The organism is Spirillospora sp. NPDC049024 (assembly GCF_040649235.1).
Classification (GTDB): domain Bacteria; phylum Actinomycetota; class Actinomycetes; order Streptosporangiales; family Streptosporangiaceae; genus Spirillospora.
Genome location: NZ_JBEZFD010000007.1, coordinates 199409 through 221842, shown reverse-complemented (window position 1 = coordinate 221842; position 22434 = coordinate 199409). Strand labels below are relative to the sequence as shown.

23 protein-coding genes are annotated in these 22434 nt (G+C 73.7%); 20 read left to right on the top strand and 3 right to left on the bottom strand.

Annotated elements, in window-relative coordinates; genetic code table 11:
- Positions 1–2 precede the first annotated feature (2 nt).
- The 9 genes from AB0C21_RS15600 (at position 3) to AB0C21_RS15560 (ending at position 9164) form a co-directional block, all read left to right on the top strand.
- Positions 3–977, top strand: a complete 975-nt coding sequence (locus tag AB0C21_RS15600; RefSeq protein ID WP_500204826.1) for an ABC transporter ATP-binding protein — start codon at positions 3–5, stop codon at positions 975–977.
- Between the two features lie 80 nt (positions 978–1057).
- Positions 1058–1852, top strand: coding sequence for an ABC transporter permease (locus AB0C21_RS15595; RefSeq protein WP_500204825.1), 795 nt, complete (start codon positions 1058–1060; stop codon positions 1850–1852).
- A 47-nt stretch (positions 1853–1899) separates the two neighbouring features.
- Positions 1900–3213 carry a sensor histidine kinase gene (locus AB0C21_RS15590; RefSeq protein WP_500204824.1) on the top strand — a complete coding sequence of 438 codons (1314 nt, stop codon included), beginning with the start codon at positions 1900–1902 and terminating at the stop codon, positions 3211–3213.
- Positions 3210–3815, top strand: a complete 606-nt coding sequence (locus tag AB0C21_RS15585) for a response regulator transcription factor (RefSeq protein WP_500204823.1) — start codon at positions 3210–3212, stop codon at positions 3813–3815. Before AB0C21_RS15590 ends, AB0C21_RS15585 begins: the two co-directional genes overlap by 4 nt.
- Before the next feature lie 162 nt (positions 3816–3977).
- Complete coding sequence (locus AB0C21_RS15580) at positions 3978–5141, top strand: pyridoxal phosphate-dependent aminotransferase (protein WP_500204822.1); 1164 nt, start codon at positions 3978–3980, stop codon at positions 5139–5141.
- Between the two features lie 107 nt (positions 5142–5248).
- On the top strand, positions 5249–6238 hold the full coding sequence (locus AB0C21_RS15575; RefSeq protein ID WP_500204821.1) for a carbamate kinase: 990 nt from the start codon (positions 5249–5251) through the stop codon (positions 6236–6238).
- A gap of 90 nt (positions 6239–6328) precedes the next feature.
- The gene (gene bar, locus AB0C21_RS15570) at positions 6329–7441 is read left to right on the top strand and encodes a barbiturase (RefSeq protein WP_500204820.1); all 1113 of its coding nucleotides are present in this window, start codon (positions 6329–6331) and stop codon (positions 7439–7441) included.
- 81 nt (positions 7442–7522) lie between these two features.
- The gene (locus tag AB0C21_RS15565; RefSeq protein WP_149257311.1) at positions 7523–8218 is read left to right on the top strand and encodes an SseB family protein; all 696 of its coding nucleotides are present in this window, start codon (positions 7523–7525) and stop codon (positions 8216–8218) included.
- Between the two features lie 193 nt (positions 8219–8411).
- Positions 8412–9164 (top strand): phytanoyl-CoA dioxygenase family protein, encoded by a 753-nt coding sequence (locus AB0C21_RS15560; protein WP_500204819.1) that lies wholly within the window; start codon positions 8412–8414, stop codon positions 9162–9164.
- Here the strand turns inward: AB0C21_RS15560 and AB0C21_RS15555 are convergent.
- On the bottom strand, positions 9161–10261 hold the full coding sequence (locus AB0C21_RS15555; RefSeq protein WP_500204818.1) for a DUF2332 domain-containing protein: 1101 nt from the start codon (positions 10259–10261) through the stop codon (positions 9161–9163). The two genes, AB0C21_RS15560 and AB0C21_RS15555, sit on opposite strands and share 4 nt — an antisense overlap.
- Before the next feature lie 76 nt (positions 10262–10337).
- Here AB0C21_RS15555 and aroC point away from each other — a divergent pair, with 76 nt between their 5' ends.
- From aroC to aroQ, 4 genes are read left to right on the top strand one after another with little or no spacing between them, the layout of a single operon-like run.
- On the top strand, positions 10338–11516 hold the full coding sequence (gene aroC / locus AB0C21_RS15550; RefSeq protein WP_500204817.1) for a chorismate synthase: 1179 nt from the start codon (positions 10338–10340) through the stop codon (positions 11514–11516).
- Between the two features lie 8 nt (positions 11517–11524).
- On the top strand, positions 11525–12061 hold the full coding sequence (locus tag AB0C21_RS15545; protein ID WP_500204816.1) for a shikimate kinase: 537 nt from the start codon (positions 11525–11527) through the stop codon (positions 12059–12061).
- Entirely contained in the window at positions 12058–13134 is a 1077-nt protein-coding gene (gene aroB / locus AB0C21_RS15540) for a 3-dehydroquinate synthase (protein WP_500204815.1), read from the top strand. The genes AB0C21_RS15545 and aroB overlap by 4 nt, the downstream gene beginning before the upstream one ends.
- Positions 13131–13574: a type II 3-dehydroquinate dehydratase gene (gene aroQ / locus AB0C21_RS15535; protein ID WP_149257305.1), complete on the top strand. Its 444-nt coding sequence runs from the start codon at positions 13131–13133 to the stop codon at positions 13572–13574. The genes aroB and aroQ overlap by 4 nt, the downstream gene beginning before the upstream one ends.
- Positions 13575–13590: 16 nt before the next feature.
- Here aroQ and AB0C21_RS15530 read toward each other — a convergent pair whose 3' ends face one another.
- A complete protein-coding gene (locus AB0C21_RS15530) occupies positions 13591–14166 on the bottom strand; it encodes a TetR/AcrR family transcriptional regulator (RefSeq protein ID WP_500204814.1) in 576 nt (191 codons plus the stop codon).
- Positions 14167–14322: 156 nt separating this feature from the next.
- On the opposite strand from AB0C21_RS15530, the gene AB0C21_RS15525 reads away from it, so the two are divergent.
- Positions 14323–14988, top strand: coding sequence for an enoyl-CoA hydratase-related protein (locus tag AB0C21_RS15525; RefSeq protein WP_500204813.1), 666 nt, complete (start codon positions 14323–14325; stop codon positions 14986–14988).
- 81 nt (positions 14989–15069) lie between these two features.
- Positions 15070–16116 (top strand): LLM class F420-dependent oxidoreductase, encoded by a 1047-nt coding sequence (locus AB0C21_RS15520; RefSeq protein ID WP_500204812.1) that lies wholly within the window; start codon positions 15070–15072, stop codon positions 16114–16116.
- A gap of 86 nt (positions 16117–16202) precedes the next feature.
- Here AB0C21_RS15520 and AB0C21_RS15515 read toward each other — a convergent pair whose 3' ends face one another.
- Entirely contained in the window at positions 16203–17705 is a 1503-nt protein-coding gene (locus tag AB0C21_RS15515) for a flavin monoamine oxidase family protein (RefSeq protein WP_500204811.1), read from the bottom strand.
- 160 nt (positions 17706–17865) lie between these two features.
- Between AB0C21_RS15515 and AB0C21_RS15510 the strand changes: the two genes are divergently transcribed.
- From AB0C21_RS15510 to AB0C21_RS15490, 5 genes are all read left to right on the top strand, one after another.
- Positions 17866–18942: a M24 family metallopeptidase gene (locus AB0C21_RS15510; RefSeq protein WP_500204810.1), complete on the top strand. Its 1077-nt coding sequence runs from the start codon at positions 17866–17868 to the stop codon at positions 18940–18942.
- A 33-nt stretch (positions 18943–18975) separates the two neighbouring features.
- Complete coding sequence (gene efp, locus AB0C21_RS15505) at positions 18976–19533, top strand: elongation factor P (protein ID WP_500204809.1); 558 nt, start codon at positions 18976–18978, stop codon at positions 19531–19533.
- Between the two features lies 1 nt (position 19534).
- Positions 19535–19951 (top strand): transcription antitermination factor NusB, encoded by a 417-nt coding sequence (nusB, locus tag AB0C21_RS15500; protein WP_149257299.1) that lies wholly within the window; start codon positions 19535–19537, stop codon positions 19949–19951.
- Positions 19952–20172: 221 nt separating this feature from the next.
- Entirely contained in the window at positions 20173–20943 is a 771-nt protein-coding gene (locus AB0C21_RS15495) for a methyltransferase domain-containing protein (RefSeq protein WP_500204808.1), read from the top strand.
- Between the two features lie 75 nt (positions 20944–21018).
- Positions 21019–22284 carry a DNA polymerase IV gene (locus AB0C21_RS15490; RefSeq protein WP_500204807.1) on the top strand — a complete coding sequence of 422 codons (1266 nt, stop codon included), beginning with the start codon at positions 21019–21021 and terminating at the stop codon, positions 22282–22284.
- Positions 22285–22434: the final 150 nt, after the last annotated feature.

Here is a 22434-nt window from a genome sequence, read left to right as displayed (position 1 = left end):
GCATGGAGACGAACCCAGCCATCGCCGTCGACGGGCTCCGGCAGCGGTACGGGGACTTCGAGGCCGTCGCCGGGATCTCGTTCGAGGTCGCGGCGGGCGAGTTGTTCGCGCTGCTCGGCACGAACGGCGCGGGCAAGACCACCACGCTCGAAACGCTGGAAGGGCACCGGAACGTCCACGGAGGCACGGTCCGGGTCCTGGGCCACGACCCGTACGCGGAACGCCGGAAGGTCCGCCCGCGCATGGGCATCATGCTGCAGGACGGCGGCTTCTTCGCCGACCTCACCGTCGCCGAGACGATCGAGCACTGGCGCGGCTTCGCCCCCTCCGCGCGCGACCGCGACGAGGCCATCGCCATGGCGGGGCTCGCGGAGAAGGCGGGCGTGCGGGTGCGGCAGCTGTCCGGCGGCCAGAAACGCCGCCTCGACCTCGCGCTGGCCCTGCTCGGCAGGCCCGAGGTCCTGTTCCTGGACGAGCCGACGAGCGGCATGGACCCCGAGGCCCGGCGCGCGACCTGGGACATCGTCAAGGACGTGGTCGCCGGCGGCACGGCGGTCCTGCTCACGACCCACTACCTCGAGGAGGCCGAGCACCTCGCCGACCGGCTCGCGATCCTGCACCGCGGGCGGATCGAGACGTCCGGCACGGTCGCCGAAGTGGTCGCCGGACACGGCGACCGCATCACCTTCCGGCTGCCGGAGCGCCTCCAGGTCGCCGAACTGCCCCCTCTGCACGGCGCCCGCGCCGACGTCCGGGTGGAGGGCGGCCGAGCCGTCGCGTCCTACACCCTGCCCTCCGGCACGCCCCCGTCCGGCTCTCCGCCGTCCGGCCCCGCCGCCGATGCCGGGCTCCAAGCGGGCCTCTACGAACTGCTGCGCTGGGCCGACGAGGAGGCCGTCCGGCTGGACGGCCTCCGGGTGCGCAGCGCCTCCCTCGAAGACGTCTTCCTGCACACCGCCGAAGGAGCGGCCCGATGAGCCCCCGGGTGAGACCCGCCACGAAGCCCGCCCTGAATAAGCCCGCCCTGAATAAGCCCGCCCTCAAGAAGCCCGCCCTCATGAGACCCGATGCCGTGCTGGGCGTCGCGCGCCTCGACCTCACCCTGCTCTGGCGGAACCGGACCGCCCTCTTCACCGCCGCCGGCCTGCCGCTCCTGTTCGCCGCCATGCTCGTCCCGGTCCGCGGCCAGAAGATCGACGGCGTGGACGGCGCCCTCCTGCAGGGCACCGGCCACCTGGGGTTCTTCCTCGTCTTCGCCGTCTTCATGAACCTCGTCAACGTGTTCACCGCCCGCCGCGAGGACCGCACCCTCAAGCGGCTGCGCGGCACCGCCCTGTCGGACGCGGAGATCATCGGCGGCGGCGTCCTCACCGCGACCGCGCTGTACGCGGTGCAGGCCGCCGCGCTGCTGGTCCTGCTCGGCACCGCGATGGGCGGCCGGGTCCCCGCCGACCCGGTCCTGGTGCTGGCCGGGCTCGCGGGCGGCGCCGCCGTGTTCGCGACGCTGGCGCTCGCGGTCTCGGGCGTCACCCCGAACGCCGAACTGGCGCAGCTCACCGTCCTGCCGATCATGTTCGGGTGCGTGCTCGGGGCCGGGGTCATGTTCCCGCTGGACGGCCTGCCCGGCTGGCTCCAGGAGGCCTGCCGATGGGTCCCGCTCAGCCCGGTCGTGGAGATCGTCAGGACCGGGTACTTCGGCCAGGACTTCGTGCACCGGCCCGCCCACCCCGCCGTAGGCGTCGCCGAAGGCTGGCTGACCTGCGTGCGGCCGTTCTTCATCCTGGCCTTCTGGACGGCGACCGGCCGCCTCATGGCCGCCCGCTGGTTCCGGTGGGAGCCGCGGCGCGCCTGACCGCCGCGGGCCCACCGTTACAGTGCGATGCGAGGAGGAACGAGGACATGGCGGTCGCGACCACGGCGGACATCGAGGAGCAGGCCGCCCGGAGGCTGGAGCGCTACCGGCGGGTGACGTACCGCTCGTTCATGTTCGCCGCCATGGGCTTCGTCCTGCCGGCCCTCTACGGGCTCGAAGACGCCTACACCCGCGGCGACGCGGGCGCGCCCCTCACCGCCGCGGTCGTCGCGGGCCTCGCCGTCCTCATCTGGTGCTACACGCGGCTCGTCCGGGGCGGGCTCGAAGGGACCGTGTCCAAGCGGGACATCGCGGTCAGCGCCGCCGTCGCCGCCGCGCTGAGCCTGATGCTGCTCAGCAGCCCATGGTTCAGCGTCATCCCCGTGTTCTGGGTCTCGGCCATGGTGCTGTCCCCGATGGGCCGCGGGCGGATCGCCGCGCTGTGCGCGGGCACCGGGACGTACTGCGGGGCGGTCGCCACGGCGGGCGCGGAGCGCCTGTACCCGGAGGGCGACGCCCCCTGGTACGCGATCTTCCCGGTGCTGTGCGCCCTGTACACCGCGATCTCCGGGTTCGTCGTGTTCGTCAACCGGTACCAGCGGCGGATGTGGGAGCTGCACCAGGAGGCCTACGCGGCCCGCGACGCCCTCGCCCGGCTCGCGGTCACCGAGGAGCGGCTCCGCTTCTCCCGCGACCTGCACGACCTGCTCGGCCACAGCCTGTCCCTCATCGCGGTGAAGAGCGAGCTGGCCAAGCGGACGGTGCGCGACGACCCGGACCGGGCCGGCGCCGAGATGGCGGACGTCCAGCGCGCGGCCAGGGAGGCGCTGCGGGAGGTCCGCGCCGCCGTCCGCGGCTACCGGTCCGTCGAGCTGGACGCCGAGCTGGCCGGGGTCCGGGCCGTCCTGGAGGCCGCCGGAGTGCGCTGCGAGATCGGCCGCCTGCCGGACGGGCTGCCGCCGGCGGTCCGCTCGGTGCTCGCCTGGGTGATCCGCGAGGGCGCCACCAACGTCATCAAGCACAGCGAGGCGCGGCACTGCACGGTCGGCCTCGAGGTGTACGGCGCGCCTTCCGGGGGCGACGCCCTCTACGGTGACTCCGTGGTCCTGGAAATGCGCAACGACGGCGTCCGCGGCGCCGAGACCGCCGCGGGCTCGGGCCTGACCGGCCTCACTGAGCGCGTCGCCGTGCTCGGCGGCGAGATCACCGCCGGCCGGCACGGCCGCGACGGGTACCTCCTGCGCGCCGCCGTCCCGCTCCCTCCGGTCCATGGTCCGGGCGAGGTCGGTCCAGACGGGCGGGGCCCGGGCGGGAGCGGGACGGGCGCCGGTCAGGTGCTGCCGGCCGCGAGGCCCGCGTGATCCGGGTCCTGCTCGCCGACGACGAGCACCTCATCCGCGGCGCCGTCGCCGCACTCCTCGGCCTGGAGCCCGACCTGCAGGTCGTGGCCGAGGTCGGCCGCGGCGACGAGGTGCCCGCGGCCGTCGCCGCGCACGCTCCGGACGTGGCCGTCCTCGACATCGAGATGCCGGGCGCGGACGGCCTCACCGTCGCCGAGGAGCTGCACGCCTCCGGCGCCCGCTGCGCGGTGTGCATCCTCACGAGCTTCGGCCGCCCGGGCTACCTGCGCCGCGCCATGTCCGCCGGGGTCCGCGGCTTCGTCGCCAAGGACGCTCCCACCGACGAGCTCGCCAGCGCCATCCGCAAGATCCACGGCGGCGGCCGCTACCTGGACGCCGAACTGGCCGCCAGCGCGATGGCCGCCGGCGACAACCCGCTCTCCGAACGCGAGCGCGACGTCCTCCGCCTGGCCGGCGCCGGCGCCGAGACCGCCCGCATCGCGGCCGACCTGCACCTGTCCGAGGGCACCGTCCGCAACTACCTGTCCACCGCCATGGCGAAGATGGGCGAACCCACCCGCGTCCGCGCCGCCCGCGCCGCGATCGACATGGGCTGGATCTGACCCTCGGCCGGGCCGGACATCGCGACGCGGTCGGCCACTGGGAAGCGGCCGGACACTGCGCAGCGGCCGTTCCTCGGGCCGGTCGTTCCTTGGGTTGCGAGAGGCCGTCCGGACGACGCCGTGCTCGCCGCGCATACCGGGCAGGGGGCCTAGGCTTAGGGCGTGAGCGAGCCATTGGTCGAGCGCATGCAGGGATTCGGCGAGACGATCTTCGCTGAGATGTCGGCTCTGGCCGTCCGGACCGGGGCCATCAATCTAGGCCAGGGCTTTCCGGACGAGGACGGCCCGGCGGGGGTCCTGGACGCGGCGGTCCAGGCGATCCGGACGGGCGCGAACCAGTACCCGCCCGGGCCCGGCCTGCCCGAACTCCGGGAGGCCGTGGCGGCGCAGCGGCTGGAGCGGTACGGGCTGTCGTTCGATCCGGCGACCGAGGTGTTCGTGACCGTCGGCGCCACCGAGGGGATCGCCGCGTCCGTGCTGGCGCTGGCGGGGCCGGGCGACGAGGTCGTCGTGTTCGAGCCGTACTACGACTCCTACGCGGCGGTGATCGCGCTCGCCGGGGCCGTGCGCAGGCCCGTCACGCTGCGCCCGGTCGAGGGGCGCTTCACCTTCGACCCGGACGAACTGCGCGCCGCCGTCGGCCCGCGCACCCGGGCGATCCTGGTGAACTCGCCGCACAACCCGGCCGGCACCGTGTTCACGCGGGACGAGCTGGAGGCCATCGCGGACGTCTGCCGGGAGCACGACCTGGTCGCGATCACCGACGAGGTGTACGAGTACCTGACGTTCGACGAGACCGAGCACATCCCGCTGGCGACGCTCGACGGCATGCGCGAGCGGACGGTGTCGGTGTCGTCGGCGGGCAAGTCGTTCTCGGTGACCGGCTGGAAGACCGGATGGGTGACGGCGCCCGCCTCCTACATCCGGGCCGTCCAGACCGTGAAGCAGTTCCTCACCTACGCGGTCAGCGCCCCCTACCAGCGCGCCGCCGCCTACGCGCTGCGCAACGAGATCCCGTGGGTGGAGGAGCTGCGCAAGTCGCTCCAGGCGAAGCGGGACCGCCTCATCACCGGCCTTGAGGCCGCCGGGTTCACGACCTACCGGCCGCAGGGCACCTACTTCGTGCAGGCCGACATCAGCCCGCTCGGCTTCACCGACGGCATGGAGCTGGCCCGCGCCCTGCCGGACAAGGCGGGCGTCGTCGCGATCCCGAGCCAGGTGTTCTACGACCACGCCGAGGCGGGCGCCCACTTCGTCCGGTTCGCGTTCTGCAAGAAGGACGAGGTCATCGACGAGGCCGTGAGCCGCCTCGCGCGCCTGCGCTGAGCGGTCCCCGGGCGCCGGGGCATTGCCGGAAAGTGCCGAAGAAACGGCGTTCGTTGGGCGGAATTCGCCCGTGAGCGGGGCCCGCCGCGCGGGTTAGCGTCCGTCCCGTGACCTGGGGCCATCGGGGAGAAGACGGTCGGGGCGAAGACGGCGCGACGCTCACCGGCGAGCGGATCCTGATCGCGCTCGGCGGCAACGCCATGACCGCGCCGGACGGCAGCGCCACCCCGGACGCCCAGGCGGCCGCGATCGAGGGCGCGATGGCGCACGTGGCCGATCTCGTGGCGGCGGGCGCGCGGGTCGCGCTCACGCACGGCAACGGCCCGCAGGTCGGCAACCTGCTGATCAAGAACCAGCTGGCGGCGGGCGTGGTGCCGCCCGTCCCGCTGGACTGGTGCGGCGCGCAGACCCAGGCCACCGTCGGCGTGATGATCATGAATGCGCTGGAGCGGGCGCTGGCCGCGCGGGGCGCGGCCCGCCCGGTGTCGACGGTGGTGACCCGGACGCTCGTGGACGCCGCCGACCCCGGTTTCCTGGCCCCCGCCAAGCCGATCGGCCGCTACTTCCCCGAGGCGGAGGCCCGCCGCTCGATGGCGCTCGGCCAGGTCTGGAAGGACTTCGGGGACCGGGGCTGGCGGCGCGTCGTCGCCTCGCCGGAGCCGCTGGAGATCCTGGACGCCGACGCGGCCGCCGTGCTCCTGGACGCCGGGCACGTCGTGGTCGCCGCGGGCGGCGGGGGAGTGCCCGTGGTCCGGGCGGACGGGGCGCTGCGCGGCGTCGAGGCCGTCGTCGACAAGGACCTGGCCGCGCAACTGCTGGCCCGCCGGCTGGCGGCGACCACCCTCGTGATCGCCACCGACGTGGAGAACGCGATGACCGGGTTCGGGACGCCGCGGGCCCGCCCGCTGCACCGCACGACGGTCGCGGAGCTGACGGAACTGGCCGCCGCCGGGCACTTCGCCGGCGGCAGCATGGGCCCGAAGGTCGAGGCGGTGCGGCGGTTCGTCGCGGCCGGCGGGCGGCGCGCCGCGATCGCCTCGCTGCCCCGGCTCGGCGACGCCGCGCACGGCAAGGCCGGGACGGTCGTCGAGGACTGACCCCGGGTAGAGACCGATCACCGGTGCGGCCGGCGAGCAGGCCGGCCGACGAGCAGCAGCCCGATGAGCAAGCACGGCAGTTGAGGAGCGATGACGGTGCCCGATCCGATCGAAGTCCGCAAGATCCCCATCGAGAGCGTGACCGACGCGTCCGGGCTCGCCCGGCTGATCGACGACGGCGTCCTGGAGGCCGACCGGGTCCTCGCCGTGGTCGGCAAGACCGAGGGCAACGGCGGCGTGAACGACTACACGCGGCTGCTCGCCGACCGGGCGTTCCGCGAGGTGCTCCTCGCCAAGGGCACGCGGACGGCGGACGAGGTGGCGCGCGTCCCGCTGGTGTGGTCGGGCGGCACGGACGGGGTGCTGAGCCCGCACGCGACCGTCTTCGTGACCGTCGACCCCGCCCGCGTCCCCGCCTCCGACGAGCCGCGGCTGTCGGTCGGCGTCGCGATGAGCGAGATCATCCTGCCCGAGGACATCGGCCGCCCCGCGATGGTGGAGACCGTCGCCGCCGGCGTCCGCGAGGCCATGAAGACCGCCGGGATCGACGATCCGGCCGACGTCCACTACGTGCAGACCAAGACGCCGCTGCTCACCCTCGACACGATCAACGACGCGAAGACGCGCGGCCGCGACGTCGTCACCGAGGACACCCTCAAGTCGATGGACATCTCCAACTCCACGACCGCGCTCGGCATCGCCGTCGCGCTCGGCGAGATCGAGGCGCCGTCCGCCGAGCAGATCCACAAGGACCTGTCGCTGTACTCGTCGGTGGCGTCGTGCTCGTCCGGCGTCGAGCTGGACCGGGCGCAGATCGTGGTCGTCGGCAACGTGCGCGGCATCGGCGGCCGGTACCGGGCCGGGCACGGTGTGATGAAGGACGCACTGGACGCCGACGGGATCTGGGACGCGATCCGCTCGACGGGCCTGGACCTGCCCGAGCGGCCCCGCACCTCCGACCTCGGCGACCGGCTCGTCAACGTGTTCATCAAGTGCGAGGCCGACCCGAGCGGCTCGGTGCGCGGCCGCCGCAACATCATGCTCGACGACTCCGACGTGCACTGGCACCGGCAGATCAAGGCGTGCGTCGGCGGCGTCGCGGCCTCGGTCACCGGCGACCCCGCGGTGTTCGTGTCGGTCGCGGCCGTGCACCAGGGCCCGTCCGGCGGCGGCACCGTCGCGGCCATCGCCGACCTCGGCTGACGGCGGCGGGACGCGACGCGGTCGCGGAGAGTATCCTTGGAGTTGCCCCCTGTGGTCGCCGGAGGTTATAGCCTTCCTGCCGTGTCCGGACTGACCATTCCCGAACCACAGTTCCCCGGGGACGACGGAAGCGCCGACCCCCGGTTGTGCGAGGCGCTCGCCGGCTACGCGGCCGGCCGTGTCGGCGCCCACACGGTGCTGCGGCGGCTCCAGGGGGCGCGGCTGCTGGTGCCGATCGTCGCCGTCCTCACCGAGGAGGAGCCGACGGAGCCCGGCGAGCTGCGGCGGGAGAAGTCGAGCGACATGGCGCTGCCCACCCTGATCGGCGACGACGGGCGGCGCGGCGTGCTCGGCTTCACCTGCACCGAGACGATGAAGGCGTGGCGCGCCGACGCCCGCCCGGTCGCGGTGCGGGCCGGCGACGCCTGCCGCGCCACCCTCGACGAGGGCGCGGACGCCCTGGTCGTGGACGTGGCGGGCCCGGTCCCGTTCGCCGTCGACGGGCTGCGCCTGCACCTGCTCGCCGACGGCCGCCCCATCCCGCCGCCCCACGAGGACCCCGACGTCCTGGCCGCGGTCGAGGCCGCGTTCGGCTCCGACCCGTCGGTCACCGGCGTCCGCGTCGTCGAGGGCACCTCCGCGGAGATCGCCGTCCGGTTCGCCGTCGTCCCCGGGCACGACGAGCGGAGCACCGTGCAGCGGGTCTCCGACCGGCTCGCCGAACTGCTGCGCGGCCGGATCGTCGGCGGCGTCGAACTGAACGTCCTGCGCAGATAGCCACCGTGCGCAGCTAGCGGCCATGTGCGTGAAGCGACCACCTGCAGGTTGTGGTCGCGTGCGTGGAGTGGCCGCGTCAGGGAAGCGACCGTGTGCAGGTGGTGGCCGCGCGCGGGCGCTTGTGAACGGCGGCTGGCCTCGGGGGCCGGTAAATCGTTGGCGTCCGGTGCGGGCGCTCTGCGAGCCTGGCGTCATGATCGACGTCGATGCCTTCATCGCCGACGGGTACGTCCGGGTGGAGCAGGCGTTCCCCCGCGAGCTGGCCGCCGAGTGCCGCGGCATCCTGTGGCGCGAGACCGGCTGCGACCCCGACGATCCCGCGACGTGGACGCGCCCGGTGGTGCGGCTCGGCGACCATGCCGAGGCGCCGTTCCGAGCCGCCGCGAACACCGACCGCCTCCGCGCCGCGTTCGACGCCGTCGTCGGCAAGGACGCGTGGCTGCCGCGCGGCGGCCTCGGCACGTTCCCGGTGCGGTTCCCCAGCGACCAGCCGCCCGGCGACGACGGCTGGCACATCGACGCCGGCTTCCCCGGCGACGACCCCGCCGACTTCATGTCCTACCGGGTGAACGCCGCGTCGAAGGGCCGCGCGCTTCTGATGCTGTTCCTCTTCTCCGACGTGGGGGAGGACGACGGGCCGACCCGCATCCGGGTGGGGTCCCACCTGGACGTCCCGCCGATCCTGGAGCCCGCGGGGGAGGCGGGCCTCGCGTTCATGGACCTGGCGGGCAAGGCCGTCCCCGCGACCGAGCACCGTCCGCTCGCCCATGCCGCGGGGCAGGCCGGCGACGTGTACCTGTGCCACCCGTTCCTCGTGCACGCCGCGCAGGCGCACCACGGCACGCGCCCCCGGTTCATGGCGCAGCCGCCGCTGCTCCCCGCCGGGCCGCTTCCCGCGTCGTCCCCCGTCCGGCTCGCGATCGAGCGGGGGCTCGGGCGCTCCTAGTACCAGGTCGTCGGGAGGCCGTGCGACGGCGCCTCGCCGAGGATCACGCGTTTTCCGCCCGGCCACAGCCGCAGCGTCACGACGTGCAGGACGTCGAGCCGCGAGGCGTCGCGCCCCTCGAACGACAGGTGCGCCACGGGCGCGTCGGGGGTGGCCGCCGCCCCGGCCCGCTCGATGCTCCGGTCGACGCGCGCGCCCTCCTCGTCCGACAGGTACGCGCGCATCGTCGAGTGCCACACGACCGTGACCACACCCTCCCGGGGGGCCAGCCCTTCGAGGAAGTCCGCCGCGCCCGCCCGCACGACCGTCGCGGGGACCGCGGCGGCCACCTCGAACGCCGCCCGCAGCCGCGCCACCCGCGCCGCCTGGTCGGGCCACACGTACGACAGGAGCCGCCGCCGCGCGGCGGGCGAGGCCGGGTCCAGCGGGTTCGGGTCGCATCCCCGCCGCTCGGTGATGGAGAGGGGCGCGTCGACCGGGGGGAGACCCCGCCAGGCGTCCGGCAGGACGACCGGCGACTCGGGCCCGTACGCGCCGCTCTCGTGCAGGAGGCGGAAGCGGTCGGCCCGCAGGTTCAGGCCCGCGCTGGCCCCGATCTCCAGCAGCCTGATCGGCAGGGGCTCTCCGGGCAGGGGCTTGACGGGCAGACGCGGGACGGGCCGACGCGCCGGCGCGGGGCGGCAGGCGTCCGCGATCGTGAGGAGCCCGCCGACGAGCGGGGCCGCCCGCCCGACCTCGTTGGTCTGCGGCGGGTCGGTGAGCCCGTCGCGGATCTCCGCGGCGTGCTCGGACAGCACCGCCCGGAACGCCGGCCAGGCCTCCAGCGGGTCCTCCGTCCCGCCCGCGGTCGGGTAGTGCGCGGCCAGTTCCGGCACCCGCCCCTCGAGGACGAGCCGGTGGACCGTCCCGAGCATCCCCAGGATGTAGCCGGTCCCGGTCCGCTCGCCGAGCACCTCCGTCACGGCCGCGCCCGGATCTCCGGCCGCCCGCGTGAGCAGCTCCGCGTACATCGGCGACCCCAGATCGGCGGACGCCCGCGCCTGGGCGAGCAGCGCCCGCCTCGTCTCGGCGGCCCCCCTCGAACCGGACTTCCCCATCGTCCACCTCCGCGACGAGCCTCTCAGATGCTGGACGGCGTCACGGGCGGGCGCGCGGAGTCAATAGGATTCACCCATGCTGCGCTGGTTGACCGCGGGGGAGTCCCATGGCCCGGCCCTGACCGCGATCGTGGAGGGGCTGCCGGCCGGTGTGCGCGTGACCTCGGGGGACATCGCCGAGGAGCTGCGCCGCCGGAGGCTCGGCCACGGGCGGGGCGCCCGGATGAAGTTCGAGCAGGACAAGGTCACGATCGTCGGCGGCGTCCGGCACGGCGTCACGCTCGGCGGGCCGGTCGCGATCGAGGTCGGCAACACCGAGTGGCCCAAGTGGGAGACGGTCATGTCGGCCGATCCCGTGGACGCCGACGTCCTCGCGGCCCAGGCCAGGAACGCGCCGCTGTCGCAGCCGAGGCCCGGCCACGCCGACCTGGTCGGCATGCAGAAGTACGGGTTCGACGACGCCCGGCCCGTCCTGGAGCGGGCGAGCGCGCGGGAGACGGCGGCGCGGGTCGCGCTCGGCACCGTCGCCAAGGCGTTCCTGAAGCAGGCCCTCGGCGTGGACGTCCTGAGCCATGTGATCGCGCTCGGCGAGGTCGAGGCCCCCGAGGGCGTCCTGCCGGAGCCCGCCGACCTGGCCCGGGTCGACGAGAGCCCGGTGCGCTGCTTCGACGCCGAGGCGTCGGCGCGGATGGTCGCGCACATCGACGAGACCAAGAAGGCCGGCGACACCCTCGGCGGCGTCGTGGAGGTCCTCGCCTACGGCCTCCCGCCCGGCCTCGGCAGCCACGTCCACTGGGACCGGCGCCTCGACTCCCGGCTCGCCGGGATCCTCATGGGCATCCAGGCCATCAAGGGCGTGGAGCTCGGCGACGGGTTCACCACCGCCCGGCGGCCCGGCTCGCGGGCGCACGACGAGATCGACGCCACCCCCGAGGGCATCCGCCGCCGCACCAACCGCGCCGGCGGCGTCGAGGGCGGCATGACGACCGGCGAGGTGCTGCGGGTGCGCGCCGCGATGAAGCCGATCTCGACCGTCCCGCGGCGGCTCGACACGATCGACGTCACGACCGGCGAGCCGGCCAAGGCGATCAACCAGCGCAGCGACGTGACGGCGGTCCCGGCCGCCGGGGTGGTCGCCGAGGCGATGGTCGCGCTCGTCCTCGCGGACGCGGCGCTGGAGAAGTTCGGCGGCGACTCCGCCGAGGAGACCGCCCGCAACCTGCGGGGCTACCTGTCCTCCCTGACGATCAAGTGAGCGGTGCCATGCGACCGAAGGCCGTCATCATCGGACCCCCCGGCTCGGGCAAGACCACCATCGGCACGGCGCTCGCCGACCGGCTCGGCGTCCCGCTGCGCGACACCGACGCCGACGTCGAGCGGGCCGCGGGCAAGCCGATCGGCGAGATCTTCATCGACGACGGCGAGGAGCGCTTCCGCGAGATGGAGCGGGCCGCCGTCGCCGCGGCGCTGACCGGGCACGAGGGCGTCGTCGCGCTCGGCGGCGGCGCCGTCCTCGCGGCGGAGACGCAGGAGCTGCTCGCCGGGCACACCGTCGTCTACCTGCGGGTCGGCCTCTCGGAGGCGATCAAGCGGGTCGGCCTGGCGTCGGCGCGGCCGCTGCTCGTGCTGAACCCGCGCAGCCAGATGCGCAAGCTCCTGGAGGAGCGGCTCCCGATCTACGAGCGGCTGGGCACCGTGCACGTCGACACCGACGGCCGCGAACCCGCCGACATCGTCGAAGAGGTCGTGAAGGCCCTGGAGGACGCCCCCGCCGGGCGCGATGGCGAGGAGAACGGGTGACGCCGCCCGCCCGGGTGTCCGTGGGGGGCGCCGAGCCCTACGACGTCGTCATCGGGACGGGCGTCCTCGGCGAGCTGCCCGCCATGGTCGGCGACAGGGCCCGGACCGTCGCGGTCGTCCACGCCGAGGGGCTGCCGGAGATCGCCCGCCCGGTGTGCGGGGCGCTCGAGCAGGCCGGGTACACGGTGCACGCGCTGCCCGTCCCCGACGGCGAGGCCGCCAAGGAGGTCGGCGTCCTGGCCGGGCTGTGGTCGGCGTTCGCCGCGCTCGGCATGACCCGTACCGACGTCGTCGTCGGCGTCGGCGGCGGCGCCACCACCGACCTCGCCGGGTTCGCGGCCGCGTCGTGGCTGCGGGGCGTGCGGGCGGTGCTCGTCCCGACGACGCTGCTCGGCATGGTGGACGCGGCGGTCGGCGGCAAGACCGGCATCAACATCCCCGAGGGCAAGAACCTGGTCGGCGCCTTCCACCCGCCCGGCGGCGTCCTGTGCGACCTCGCCACGCTGATGACGATGCCGCGGGAGGACTACATCAGCGGCCTCGCCGAGATCATCAAGGCCGGGTTCATCGCCGACCCGGAGATCCTGGCCCTGGTCGAGGACGACCCGAAGGGCGCCGCCGCCCCCGACGGCCCGCACACCCGCGAGCTCGTGGAACGGGCCGTGCGGGTCAAGGCCGGCGTCGTCTCGGCCGACCTGAGGGAGAGCGGCCTCCGCGAGATCCTCAACTACGGCCACACCCTCGCGCACGCCATCGAGAAGAACGAGGACTACCGGTTCCGCCACGGCCACGCCGTCGCGATCGGCATGGTGTACGCCGCGGAGCTGTCCCGCCTCGCCGGTCGGCTGCCCGCCGAGGCCGTCCGGCGGCACCGCGACGTCCTGGAGTCCGTGGGCCTGCCGGTCTCCTACGCCGCCGACTGGCCCGGCCTGCGCGCCACCATGACCATCGACAAGAAGTCGCGGGGCGCCACGCTCCGGTTCGTCGTCCTCGACGGCATCGCCGAGCCCGGCCGCCTCGAAGGCCCCGACGAGGCCCTGCTCGCCGCCGCCTACCGGGAGATCGCCCGATGACCCGCGTCCTCGTCCTGAACGGCCCGAACCTGCGGCGCCTCGGGGTCCGCGAGCCCGAGAAGTACGGGACGGCGACCTTCGACGACCTGGTCGCCGTCTGCCGCGCGGCCGGGCGCCGCCTCGACCTGAACGTCGAGGTCCGGCAGACCGACGACGAGGCCGAGATGATGCGCTGGCTGCACGAGGCGGCCGACGAGCGCGTCCCCGTCGTGCTGAACCCGGCCGCGTTCACGCACTACTCCTACGCGCTGCGCGACGCGGTCGCCCAGCGCACCGCCCCGCTCGTCGAGGTCCACATCACCAACCCGGCCGCGCGCGAGGAGTTCCGCCACACCTCCGTCGTCGCCGGCGTCGCCACCGGCACCATCGCCGGCTTCGGCACCATGTCCTACGTCCTCGCCCTCCAGGCCGTGGCCGAACTGATCGCCGAGAACTCCTGAGCCTTCCCCGGCGCGCCTAGCCCTCCTCGGCGGCGCTGCGGGCCATGGCCTTGAGTTCGGCGACGACGTCGTCCAGTGGGGCGACGTCGCGGTGGGCGCGGCACAGGATCGTGGCGCCCTCGACGGCGGCGACGATGAGGCGGGCCAGCCGGGACGCGCGGTCGTCGGGGACGCCGGCGTTGCCGAGCCCGGTGGCGAGGGTGTCCTGCCAGCGCGCGAACGCCGCCGCCGCGGCGTCGGCGAGCTGCGGCGCGTCGTCGTGGGACTCGACCGTGACGGCGACGACGGGGCAGCCGGCCCGGAACCCGCTCCTGATCAGGACCTGCCGCCACCAGCTCGTGAAGGCGTCCACGGCCGACGCGGCGTCGCCGCTCTCGGTGGCGGCGAGGATGCCGGCGTTCAGGAACTCGTCGGCGTAGCGGACGGCCTCTTCAGCGAGTTGCGCCTTGCCGCCGGGGAAGTGGTGGTAGATCGACCCGCGCGGGGCGCCGCTGTGCGCGATGACGTCGCGGAACCCGGTGCCGCTGTAGCCGCGCTCGCGGAAGAGGTAGGCGGCGCTGCGCACCATGCGTTCCCTGCTGTCCGTCCCCATGAGACGATTATGACATTCATCATACGGTTGCCGCGTTGACCATGACGACCGTCATGGAGACATTTGGCCGTGCCGCGCACCGGCCCTGCTACTCGCGAGTAAGGTCGAGTGCGGTCAGGCCGGGCAGGGAAGCGGGCAGGAAAGAAGGAGACCTTCGTGATCGACCTCCAGCGCGACGGAGACGTGTACGTCCTGCGGTTCGACGCGGGCGAGAACCGCTTCGGCCCGGACTTCCTCGACGCGGTCGAGGGGGCCCTCGACTCGGTGGCGAAGAACGACGGGCCGGGCGCGCTCGTCACCGTCGGGACCGGCAAGTTCTACTCCAACGGCCTGGACCTGGACTGGCTCGGCGCCAACCAGGACAGGTTCGAGGAGTACCTGCGCCGCGTGCACGCCCTGTTCGCGCGCGTCCTGTCGCTGCCGATGCCGACGGTCGCCGCGCTGAACGGGCACGCCTTCGCGGGCGGCGGCATGCTGGCCCTCGCGCACGACTTCGCCGTCATGCGCGGTGACCGCGGCTACTTCTGCCTGCCCGAGGTCGACCTCGGAATGAGCTTCACCCCCGGGATGAACGCGCTGATCACGGCGCGGCTGCCGAAGGCCGCCGCGCACGAGGCGATGCTCACCGGCCGCCGGTACACCGCGGAGCAGGCGCGCGAGGCCGGGATCGTGCAGCGCGTCGCGGCAGAGGAGGAGGTCCTGCCCGCCGCGGTGGAGTGGGCGGCGTCGCTGGCGAGCAAGAACGGCGCGGTCGTGGCGACGATCCGCACCGCGATGTACCGGCAGGCGCTGGACGCGCTCAACGGCCCGGCGCTGCCGTGACCCCTCCCCGCGGGCGGGCGGCGGGAGTAGGTTACGTTCGACTGGAATCGGATTCGGTTTAGGGAAGGGGCGCGGGAGACCATGCGCATCGGGATGGCGCTCAGCTACTCGGGCGGTTTCAAGGAGACCGTCGAGGAGCTCGCCGACTACGAGAAGGCCGGCCTCGACATCGTCTACGTCGCGGAGGCGTACAGCTTCGACGCGGTGAGCCAGATGGGCTACATCGCCGCCAAGACGGAGCGCGTGGAGATCGCCTCCGGCATCCTCAACATCTACTCGCGCACCCCGACCGCCATCGCGCAGACGGCCGCGGGGCTGGACTACGTCTCCGACGGGCGGTTCACGCTCGGCATCGGCGCGTCCGGCCCGCAGGTCATCGAGGGCTTCCACGGGGTCCCCTACACCGCGCCGCTCGGCCGCACCCGCGAGATCATCGACATCTGCCGCAAGGTGTGGCGCCGCGAGCGGGTGCAGCACGACGGCAAGTACTACCACCTGCCGCTGCCGGAGGGGCAGGGCACCGGCCTCGGCAAGGCGCTCAAGCTCATCAACCACCCGGTGCGCGCCGACATCCCGATCATGGTCGCCGCGATCGGCCCGAAGAACGTCGAGCTGACCGCCGAGATCGCCAACGGCTGGGAGCCGATCTTCTACATGCCGGAGAAGGCCGCGGACGTGTGGGGCCCCTCCCTCGCGGCCGGCAAGGCCAAGCGCGACCCGGCGCTCGGCGAGCTGGACGTGGTCGGGCAGTCGCCGCTCGCCATCGGCGACGACGTGAAGGGCTTCCTGGAGTTCGGCCGCCCGATGGCCGCGCTCTACATCGGCGGCATGGGCGCCAAGGGCAAGAACTTCTACAACGACCTCGCCCGCCGGTACGGCTTCGAGAAGGAGGCCGAGGAGATCCAGGACCTGTACCTGGACGGCAAGAAGGACGAGGCCGCCGCGAAGGTCCCGCAGGAGCTGCTGGAGAAGATGTCCCTCATCGGCTCCGAGGGGCACGTCCGGGAGCGGCTCGCGGCGATGAAGGAGTCCGGCGTCACCACGCTCAACGTGGCCCCGATCGCGGGCGACCACAAGAGCCGCCTCGCCCTGATCGAGAAGGTCAAGGAGATGGCCGCCGACCTGTGACCGCGGACGTGTGAGGTCCCGCGGACGTGTGAGGGGTGGGCGACTCGTCGCCCACCCCTCACGGCCGTCTTACGGGCCCGTGCGCCCTACAGGGCCGCGTCGACCTCCTTGGCGACGCGCTCGCCGGAGCGGACGGCGCCGTCCATGTAGCCCGTCCAGTAGCCGGACGTCTCGGTGCCCGCCCAGTGGATGGGGCCGCACGGCTCCCGCAGCGCCGGGCCGAACGCGGTGAGCGCGCCGGGCGGGGCGACGCCGACCGGGCCGCCGCCGCTCCAGGTCTCGTTGTCCCAGCGCTGGAAGGCGGTCAGCGTCGGGTTGGCGGCCTTGTCGCCGAACAGCTTGGTGAACGAGTCGAGGCCCGCCGCCCTGACCTCGGCGGCCGGTGCGGCGTCCAGTTTCCGCATGTTGGCCTGGTTCATGAAGCCCATCAGGATGCCGCGCGACCCGTCCGGCGGGCTGTTGTCGAACGTCGCGTCGATGGCGCCGCTGTCGGCCACGGCCTGCCCGGTCAGCCCGTCCGCGCGCCAGAACGGCGTGTCGTAGACGGCGACGAACTTGGCGACCGAGCCCATCGGGTACCGCTGCATGAGCTGCGCCCGGCTCGCGGGCAGCCCCGGCGAGAAGTCGATCTTCCCGGCGATCGCCGGGGACATCGCCACCACGACCCGCTTGGCCGACACCGTGACCCCGTCGGCGGTCACCGTGGCGCCGCCCGAGCCGGTGGCGATCGACCGCACCGGCGCGTTGTAGCGGATGATGTCGCCGAGCCTCGCCGCCAGCCGGATCGGCACCTCCTGGGAGCCGCCCACGAACCGCGACTCCTGCGCGCCGCCCTTCGTGTTGATCAGCCGGTCGATCGTCCCCGGGTTGGCCTCGTTGCCCGCCGAGGCCGCGTAGTTCAGCAGGTAGAGGAGGGAGACCTCCTGTGAGCGCATCGACAGGGTCGACGAGGCGAAGGCGTCCATCAGGAACCGCGCGCCGCCGCTCAGCGAGTTGGACCGCGACCAGGTGTAGAAGGTCTGCGCGTCCCACTCCTCGGCCTTGGCCGCCTTCCACGGCTCGCCGACCGGCACCTGCTGGACCATGCCGCCGAGCTTCAGCAGCGCGAGCTCCAGGTCGACCACGCCCCAGTCCGGCGGGACCGCGCCGAGCAGGCCGTCGGTCGCGTACAGCGACCGCTTGCCGTCCCGGTAGTAGACGTTCTTGCCCTCGTTGTAGGTGGCGTAGGTGTCGACGCCCATGTCCTTGGCGAGCGCGGCGATGCGGTCCTGCGTCGGGCCGATGAACTCGGCGCCGCCCTCGTTGGTGGTGCCGTCGCCGAGGGGCATCCCGTAGACGCGGCCGCCGGGCCGTTCGCGCGCCTCCAGCACGATCACGGACCGGCCCGCCGCGACGAGGTCGCGGGCGGCGGTGAGGCCGGACAGCCCCGCGCCGACGATCACCACGTCCGCGGTGAGGGACGCGTCGAGGGGGGCGGCGAGCGGAGCCGTGCGGGCGCCGGCGGGCGGGGCCGCGGCCGCGGTGACGACGGCTCCGGCGGCGGTGAGCGCGCCTGTGCCCAGCAGTCTTCTTCTGCTGACTCGGGTCAAGGGGAATCACTCCTGGGGGGAAGTCCATTCGGGGGGAGGACGGACGGGACGGAGCACACGCCGGGTCACGCTAGGCCAGCCCTCGAGTAAAAGTCGAGGGTTATTCATGTTCGTGACCGCGTTGAGACGGCCTCCCGGGCGATCATCTAGAGTCCTGGCCATGGGGGAGACTCACCGCGCGCGCCGCCGCCGGCTCGCCGCGCTCGTCGCCGAACGGGACGCCGCCGCCCTGCTGGTGACCCGGCTCGTCAACGTCCGCTACCTGACCGGCCTGGACAGCTCGCGGGCCGCGCTGCTCGTCCCGGCCGACGGCCCCGCCGTGCTCGCGACCGACGGCCGCTACGCCGGGATGGCCGCGCAGGTCTGCCCGGAACTGCCCGTCGTCGTCGACCGGCAGGTGGCGGAGGCGCTGGTGAAGCGGGCGGCCGAGGACGGCCTCGGCCGGGTCGGCTTCGAGGCCCACGACGTGACCGTCGAGCACCACACGGCGCTCCTGGACGCCGCCGAGGTCGAACTGGCGCCGCTCGGCCGCCTCGTCGAGGAGCTCCGCATGGTCAAGGACGAGGAGGAGATCGGCCTGCTCCGCGAGGCGTGCGCCATCACCGACCGCGCGTTCGAGGCCGTCCTGCCCGAGATCCGCGCCGGGGTCACCGAGCGCGCCGTCGCGATCGCCCTCGAACGGGCCATGGTCGACGAGGGCGCCGAGGGCCCCGCGTTCGAGTCGATCATCGCGTCCGGACCCAACGGCGCCGTCCCGCACCACCATCCCGGCGGCCGCGAGCTCCAGCGCGGCGACCTCGTCACCATGGACTTCGGCGCCCTCTACGGCGGCTACCACGCCGACATGACCCGCACCGTCGCGATCGGCGAGCCCGCCGCCTGGCAGCGCGACCTCTACGACCTTGTCCATCGCGCGCAGGCGGCCGCGCTGGCCGCCGCGGTGCCCGGCGCCGAGACGAAGGACGTGGACGCCGCCGCCCGCGACGTGATCGCGGACGCGGGGCACGGCGAGGCGTTCTCGCACGGCCTCGGGCACGGCGTGGGCCTGGAGATCCACGAAGCGCCGCTCATGGGGTACGACAAGACCGGTAAGCTGATGGATCGGGTTCCGATCACCGCTGAGCCGGGGGTCTACCTCACGGACCGGGGCGGGGTCCGCATCGAGGACACGCTGGTGGTCCGCGCGGGCGGGCCGGAGCTCCTCACCACAACGACCAAGGATCTGCTCGTCCTGTAGGACGCGCGGGCCCGCGACCGGGAGAACAACGCAGTGGCGACGACGAACGACCTGAAGAACGGCATGACGCTGAACCTCGACGGCCAGTTGTGGACCGTCCTCGAGTTCCAGCACGTCAAGCCCGGCAAGGGCGGCGCGTTCGTCCGCACCAAGCTCAAGAACGTGCTGTCCGGCAAGGTGGTCGACAAGACCTTCAACGCCGGCACCAAGGTCGAGGTGGCCAGCGTCGACAAGCGCGAGATGCAGTACCTCTACCGCGAGGGCGAGGACTTCGTCTTCATGGACACCGAGACCTACGACCAGCCGCACATCCCCGCGGCCGTCGTCGGCGACGCCTCGAACTACCTGCTCCCCGAGCAGAACGCCGTGATCGCCTTCAACAACGAGAACCCGCTGTACGTCGAGCTGCCCGCCGCCGTCGTGCTGGAGATCACCGAGACCGAGCCCGGCCTGCAGGGCGACCGCTCCACCGGCGGCAGCAAGCCCGCCACCCTGGAGACCGGCGCGCAGATCCAGGTCCCGCTGTTCATCACCACCGGCGAGAAGGTCAAGGTCGACACCCGCTCCGGCGAGTACCTCGGCCGCGCCTGAGATGGCCGCGCGCACCAAGGCCAGGAAACTCGCGCTGGACATCCTGTTCGCCGCGGAGTTGCGGGAGGAGGAGCCGACGGCGGTGCTCGCCGCCCGCGGCCGTCCGAACCAGGACGAGCTCGCCGAGTACCCGCACGCCGTCCGGCTGATCGAGGGCGTCCAGGAGAACCGGGAGCGCATCGACGAGCTGCTCGCCACCTACGCGACCGGCTGGACGCTCGAACGGATGCCCGTCGTCGACCGCAACATCCTGCGGATGGGCACGTTCGAGCTGCTGTGGGTCGACGACGTCCCCGACGGCGTCGCGGTGAGCGAGGCGGTCGGCCTCGCCACCGAGCTGTCCACCGACGAGTCCCCCCGCTTCGTCAACGGCCTCCTGTCCCGCCTTCAACAACTGAAACCCTCCCTTAGTCTGTAGCTGCGCAGGTCGGGCCGCGAACCAGCGTTCGCGCCGACCCCGGCCCGCACCGCAACCACGCAACGACCTCCAACGGTTGCGATCGCGTCCGAAGGCGGATTCGAGCGAAGCGAGAATCCGATCGCGCAGCGAGCCGTAAGGCGAGCCGGAGCGATGCCAGCGATCGCCGCGGTGATCGACGATGGAGGGCCCTCTGGGCCCGAAGGAGGAGAGCGCTGCAAATGAACAGCGTGACCGGCCGGCAACAGAAGCGGGTGCGGGGCGGCAGCCGGGTCCGCAACGCGGTCCTGTGGGACGCGCTGCGCCTGGTCCTCGACCGCATCACTCCCGAGGCCGGCCTGAGCGACGTCGTGGACGTCGGCGGCGGGACCGGCGGGTTCGCCGTGCCGCTCGCCGAGCTGGGGCACCGGGTCACGGTGGTCGACTCCAACCCGGACGCGCTGGCCGCGCTGGAGCGCCGGGCCGCCGAGTCCGGGGTGCGGGTCCGCGCCGTGCAGGGCGACGCCGTCGACCTGCCCGACCTGCTCGGCCCGGACGCCGCCGACCTCGTGCTGTGCCACAGCGTCCTGGAGTACGTCGACGATCCGGCCGCGGCGATGGCGGCACTGACCGGCGCCGTCCGGCCGGGCGGCTCGGTCAGCGTGCTGGCGTCCGGGCAGATCGCGGCGGCGCTGCACCGCGCCGTGTCCGGGCACTTCGACGACGCCCGGAAGGTGCTCACCGACCCGTCCGGACGGTGGGGCGAGGGCGACCGCATGCCCCGCCGGTTCACCCGCGAGACGCTGTCGGCGCTGGTGAGCGGCGCGGGGCTGCGCGTCGCCGAGCTGCAGGGCGTCCGCATCTTCGCCGACCTGGTGCCGAGCGGCCTGCTGGACGGCGACGCCGACTCGGCGGAGGCGCTGATCGCGCTGGAGTCCGTCGCCGCGGTCCACCCGGTCCTGCGGGACCTCGCCACCCAGCTGCACCTGGTGGCCGACAAGCCGGCCGGCTGAGACCGTGCGCGCGGCGGACCGGACGGCAGGGCGGCGTGGCCCGCGCACGGCCGCGCGGCCGGGCGAGGAGTCCCCGTGAGCCGCAAGCAGCAGCTGCACCGGCCGGGGCCGCAGCCCGGGCCGCCCGCCGACGACACCGGCTGCTCCATCCTGCACGTCGACATGGACGCCTTCTTCGTCAGCGTCGAGCTGCTCGACCGGCCCGAGCTGCGCGGGCGCCCGGTCGTCGTGGGCGGCGCCGGGCCGCGCGGCGTGGTGTCCGCGGCCTCCTACGAGGCCCGGCGGTTCGGCGTGCACTCGGCGATGCCGATGACGCGGGCGCGGCGGCTGTGCCCGCAGGCGGTGGTGCTGCCGGTGAGCCACGGCAAGTACTCCCGCGTGTCGGCCGCGGTCTTCGAGATCTTCCGTTCCGTCACGCCGCTGGTGGAGGGCCTGTCGCTGGACGAGGCCTTCCTGGACGTGGCGGGCGCCCGGCGGCGGCTGGGCCGTCCCGCGGCGATCGCGCAGCTCATCCGCGACCAGGTCCGCGACCAGCAGGGCATCACCTGCTCGGTCGGCGTCGCGAACACCAAGTTCGTCGCGAAGCTCGCCTCGACGCGGTGCAAGCCCGACGGCCTGCTCGTGGTGCCGGCCGACGGCGTCGTCGACTTCCTGCACCCGCTGCCCGCCGCGTCCCTCTGGGGCGTCGGCGAGCGCACCGAGCAGGCGCTCACCCGCCTCGGGCTGCGCACCGTCGGGCAGCTCGCGCAGGTGCCCCTCACCACGTTGCAGCGGGAGCTCGGCAACGCGCTCGGCAGGCACCTGCACGAGCTGGCGTGGGGACGAGACCCGCGCGAGGTCGTCCCGCACACGCCCGACAAGAGCATCGGCGCCGAGGAGACCTTCGACACCGACGTCGACGACCCCGAGGTCATCCGGCGGGAGCTGCTCCGGCTGGCGGAGAAGGTCGGCGCGCGGCTGCGCGAGAGCGGGAACGCCGGTCGTACGATCAGCGTCAAACTACGGATGGCCGACTTCAAGACGATCACTCGGGCGCGCACGCTGGCCGAGCCCACCGATCTCGCTCGTGTGATCTATGTCACAGCCCGCGAGCTGTACGAGGCGGCGGGCCTGGAACGGGTACGACTCCGTCTGGTCGGGGTGCGGGTGGAGAACCTGGGCCCCGCCGGCGAGGCCCCCCGTCAGCTCGCCCTCGACGAGCCCGACAGCGGCTGGCGTGAGGCCGAGCGAGCCATGGACCAGGTCGCGCACCGGTTCGGCCGCGGCGCGGTGCGCCCCGCCGCGCTCGTCCGGCGTGCGGCGGAGGGTGACGCACGGGACGGCAGGGACGGAAGACAATGAAAGAAGGCTGTGGGGTGACCGGCTCCGGGTCCTCGGGGGGCCGTTCGCTTTCGTACGCTCGAGAGTCCTCGTATTCTGGGCATATCACCGTTGACGTTCGCGTCCCGCATCGGATACTCCGTCGCGGAGCTGTCGCTGGGAGGTGCCGTG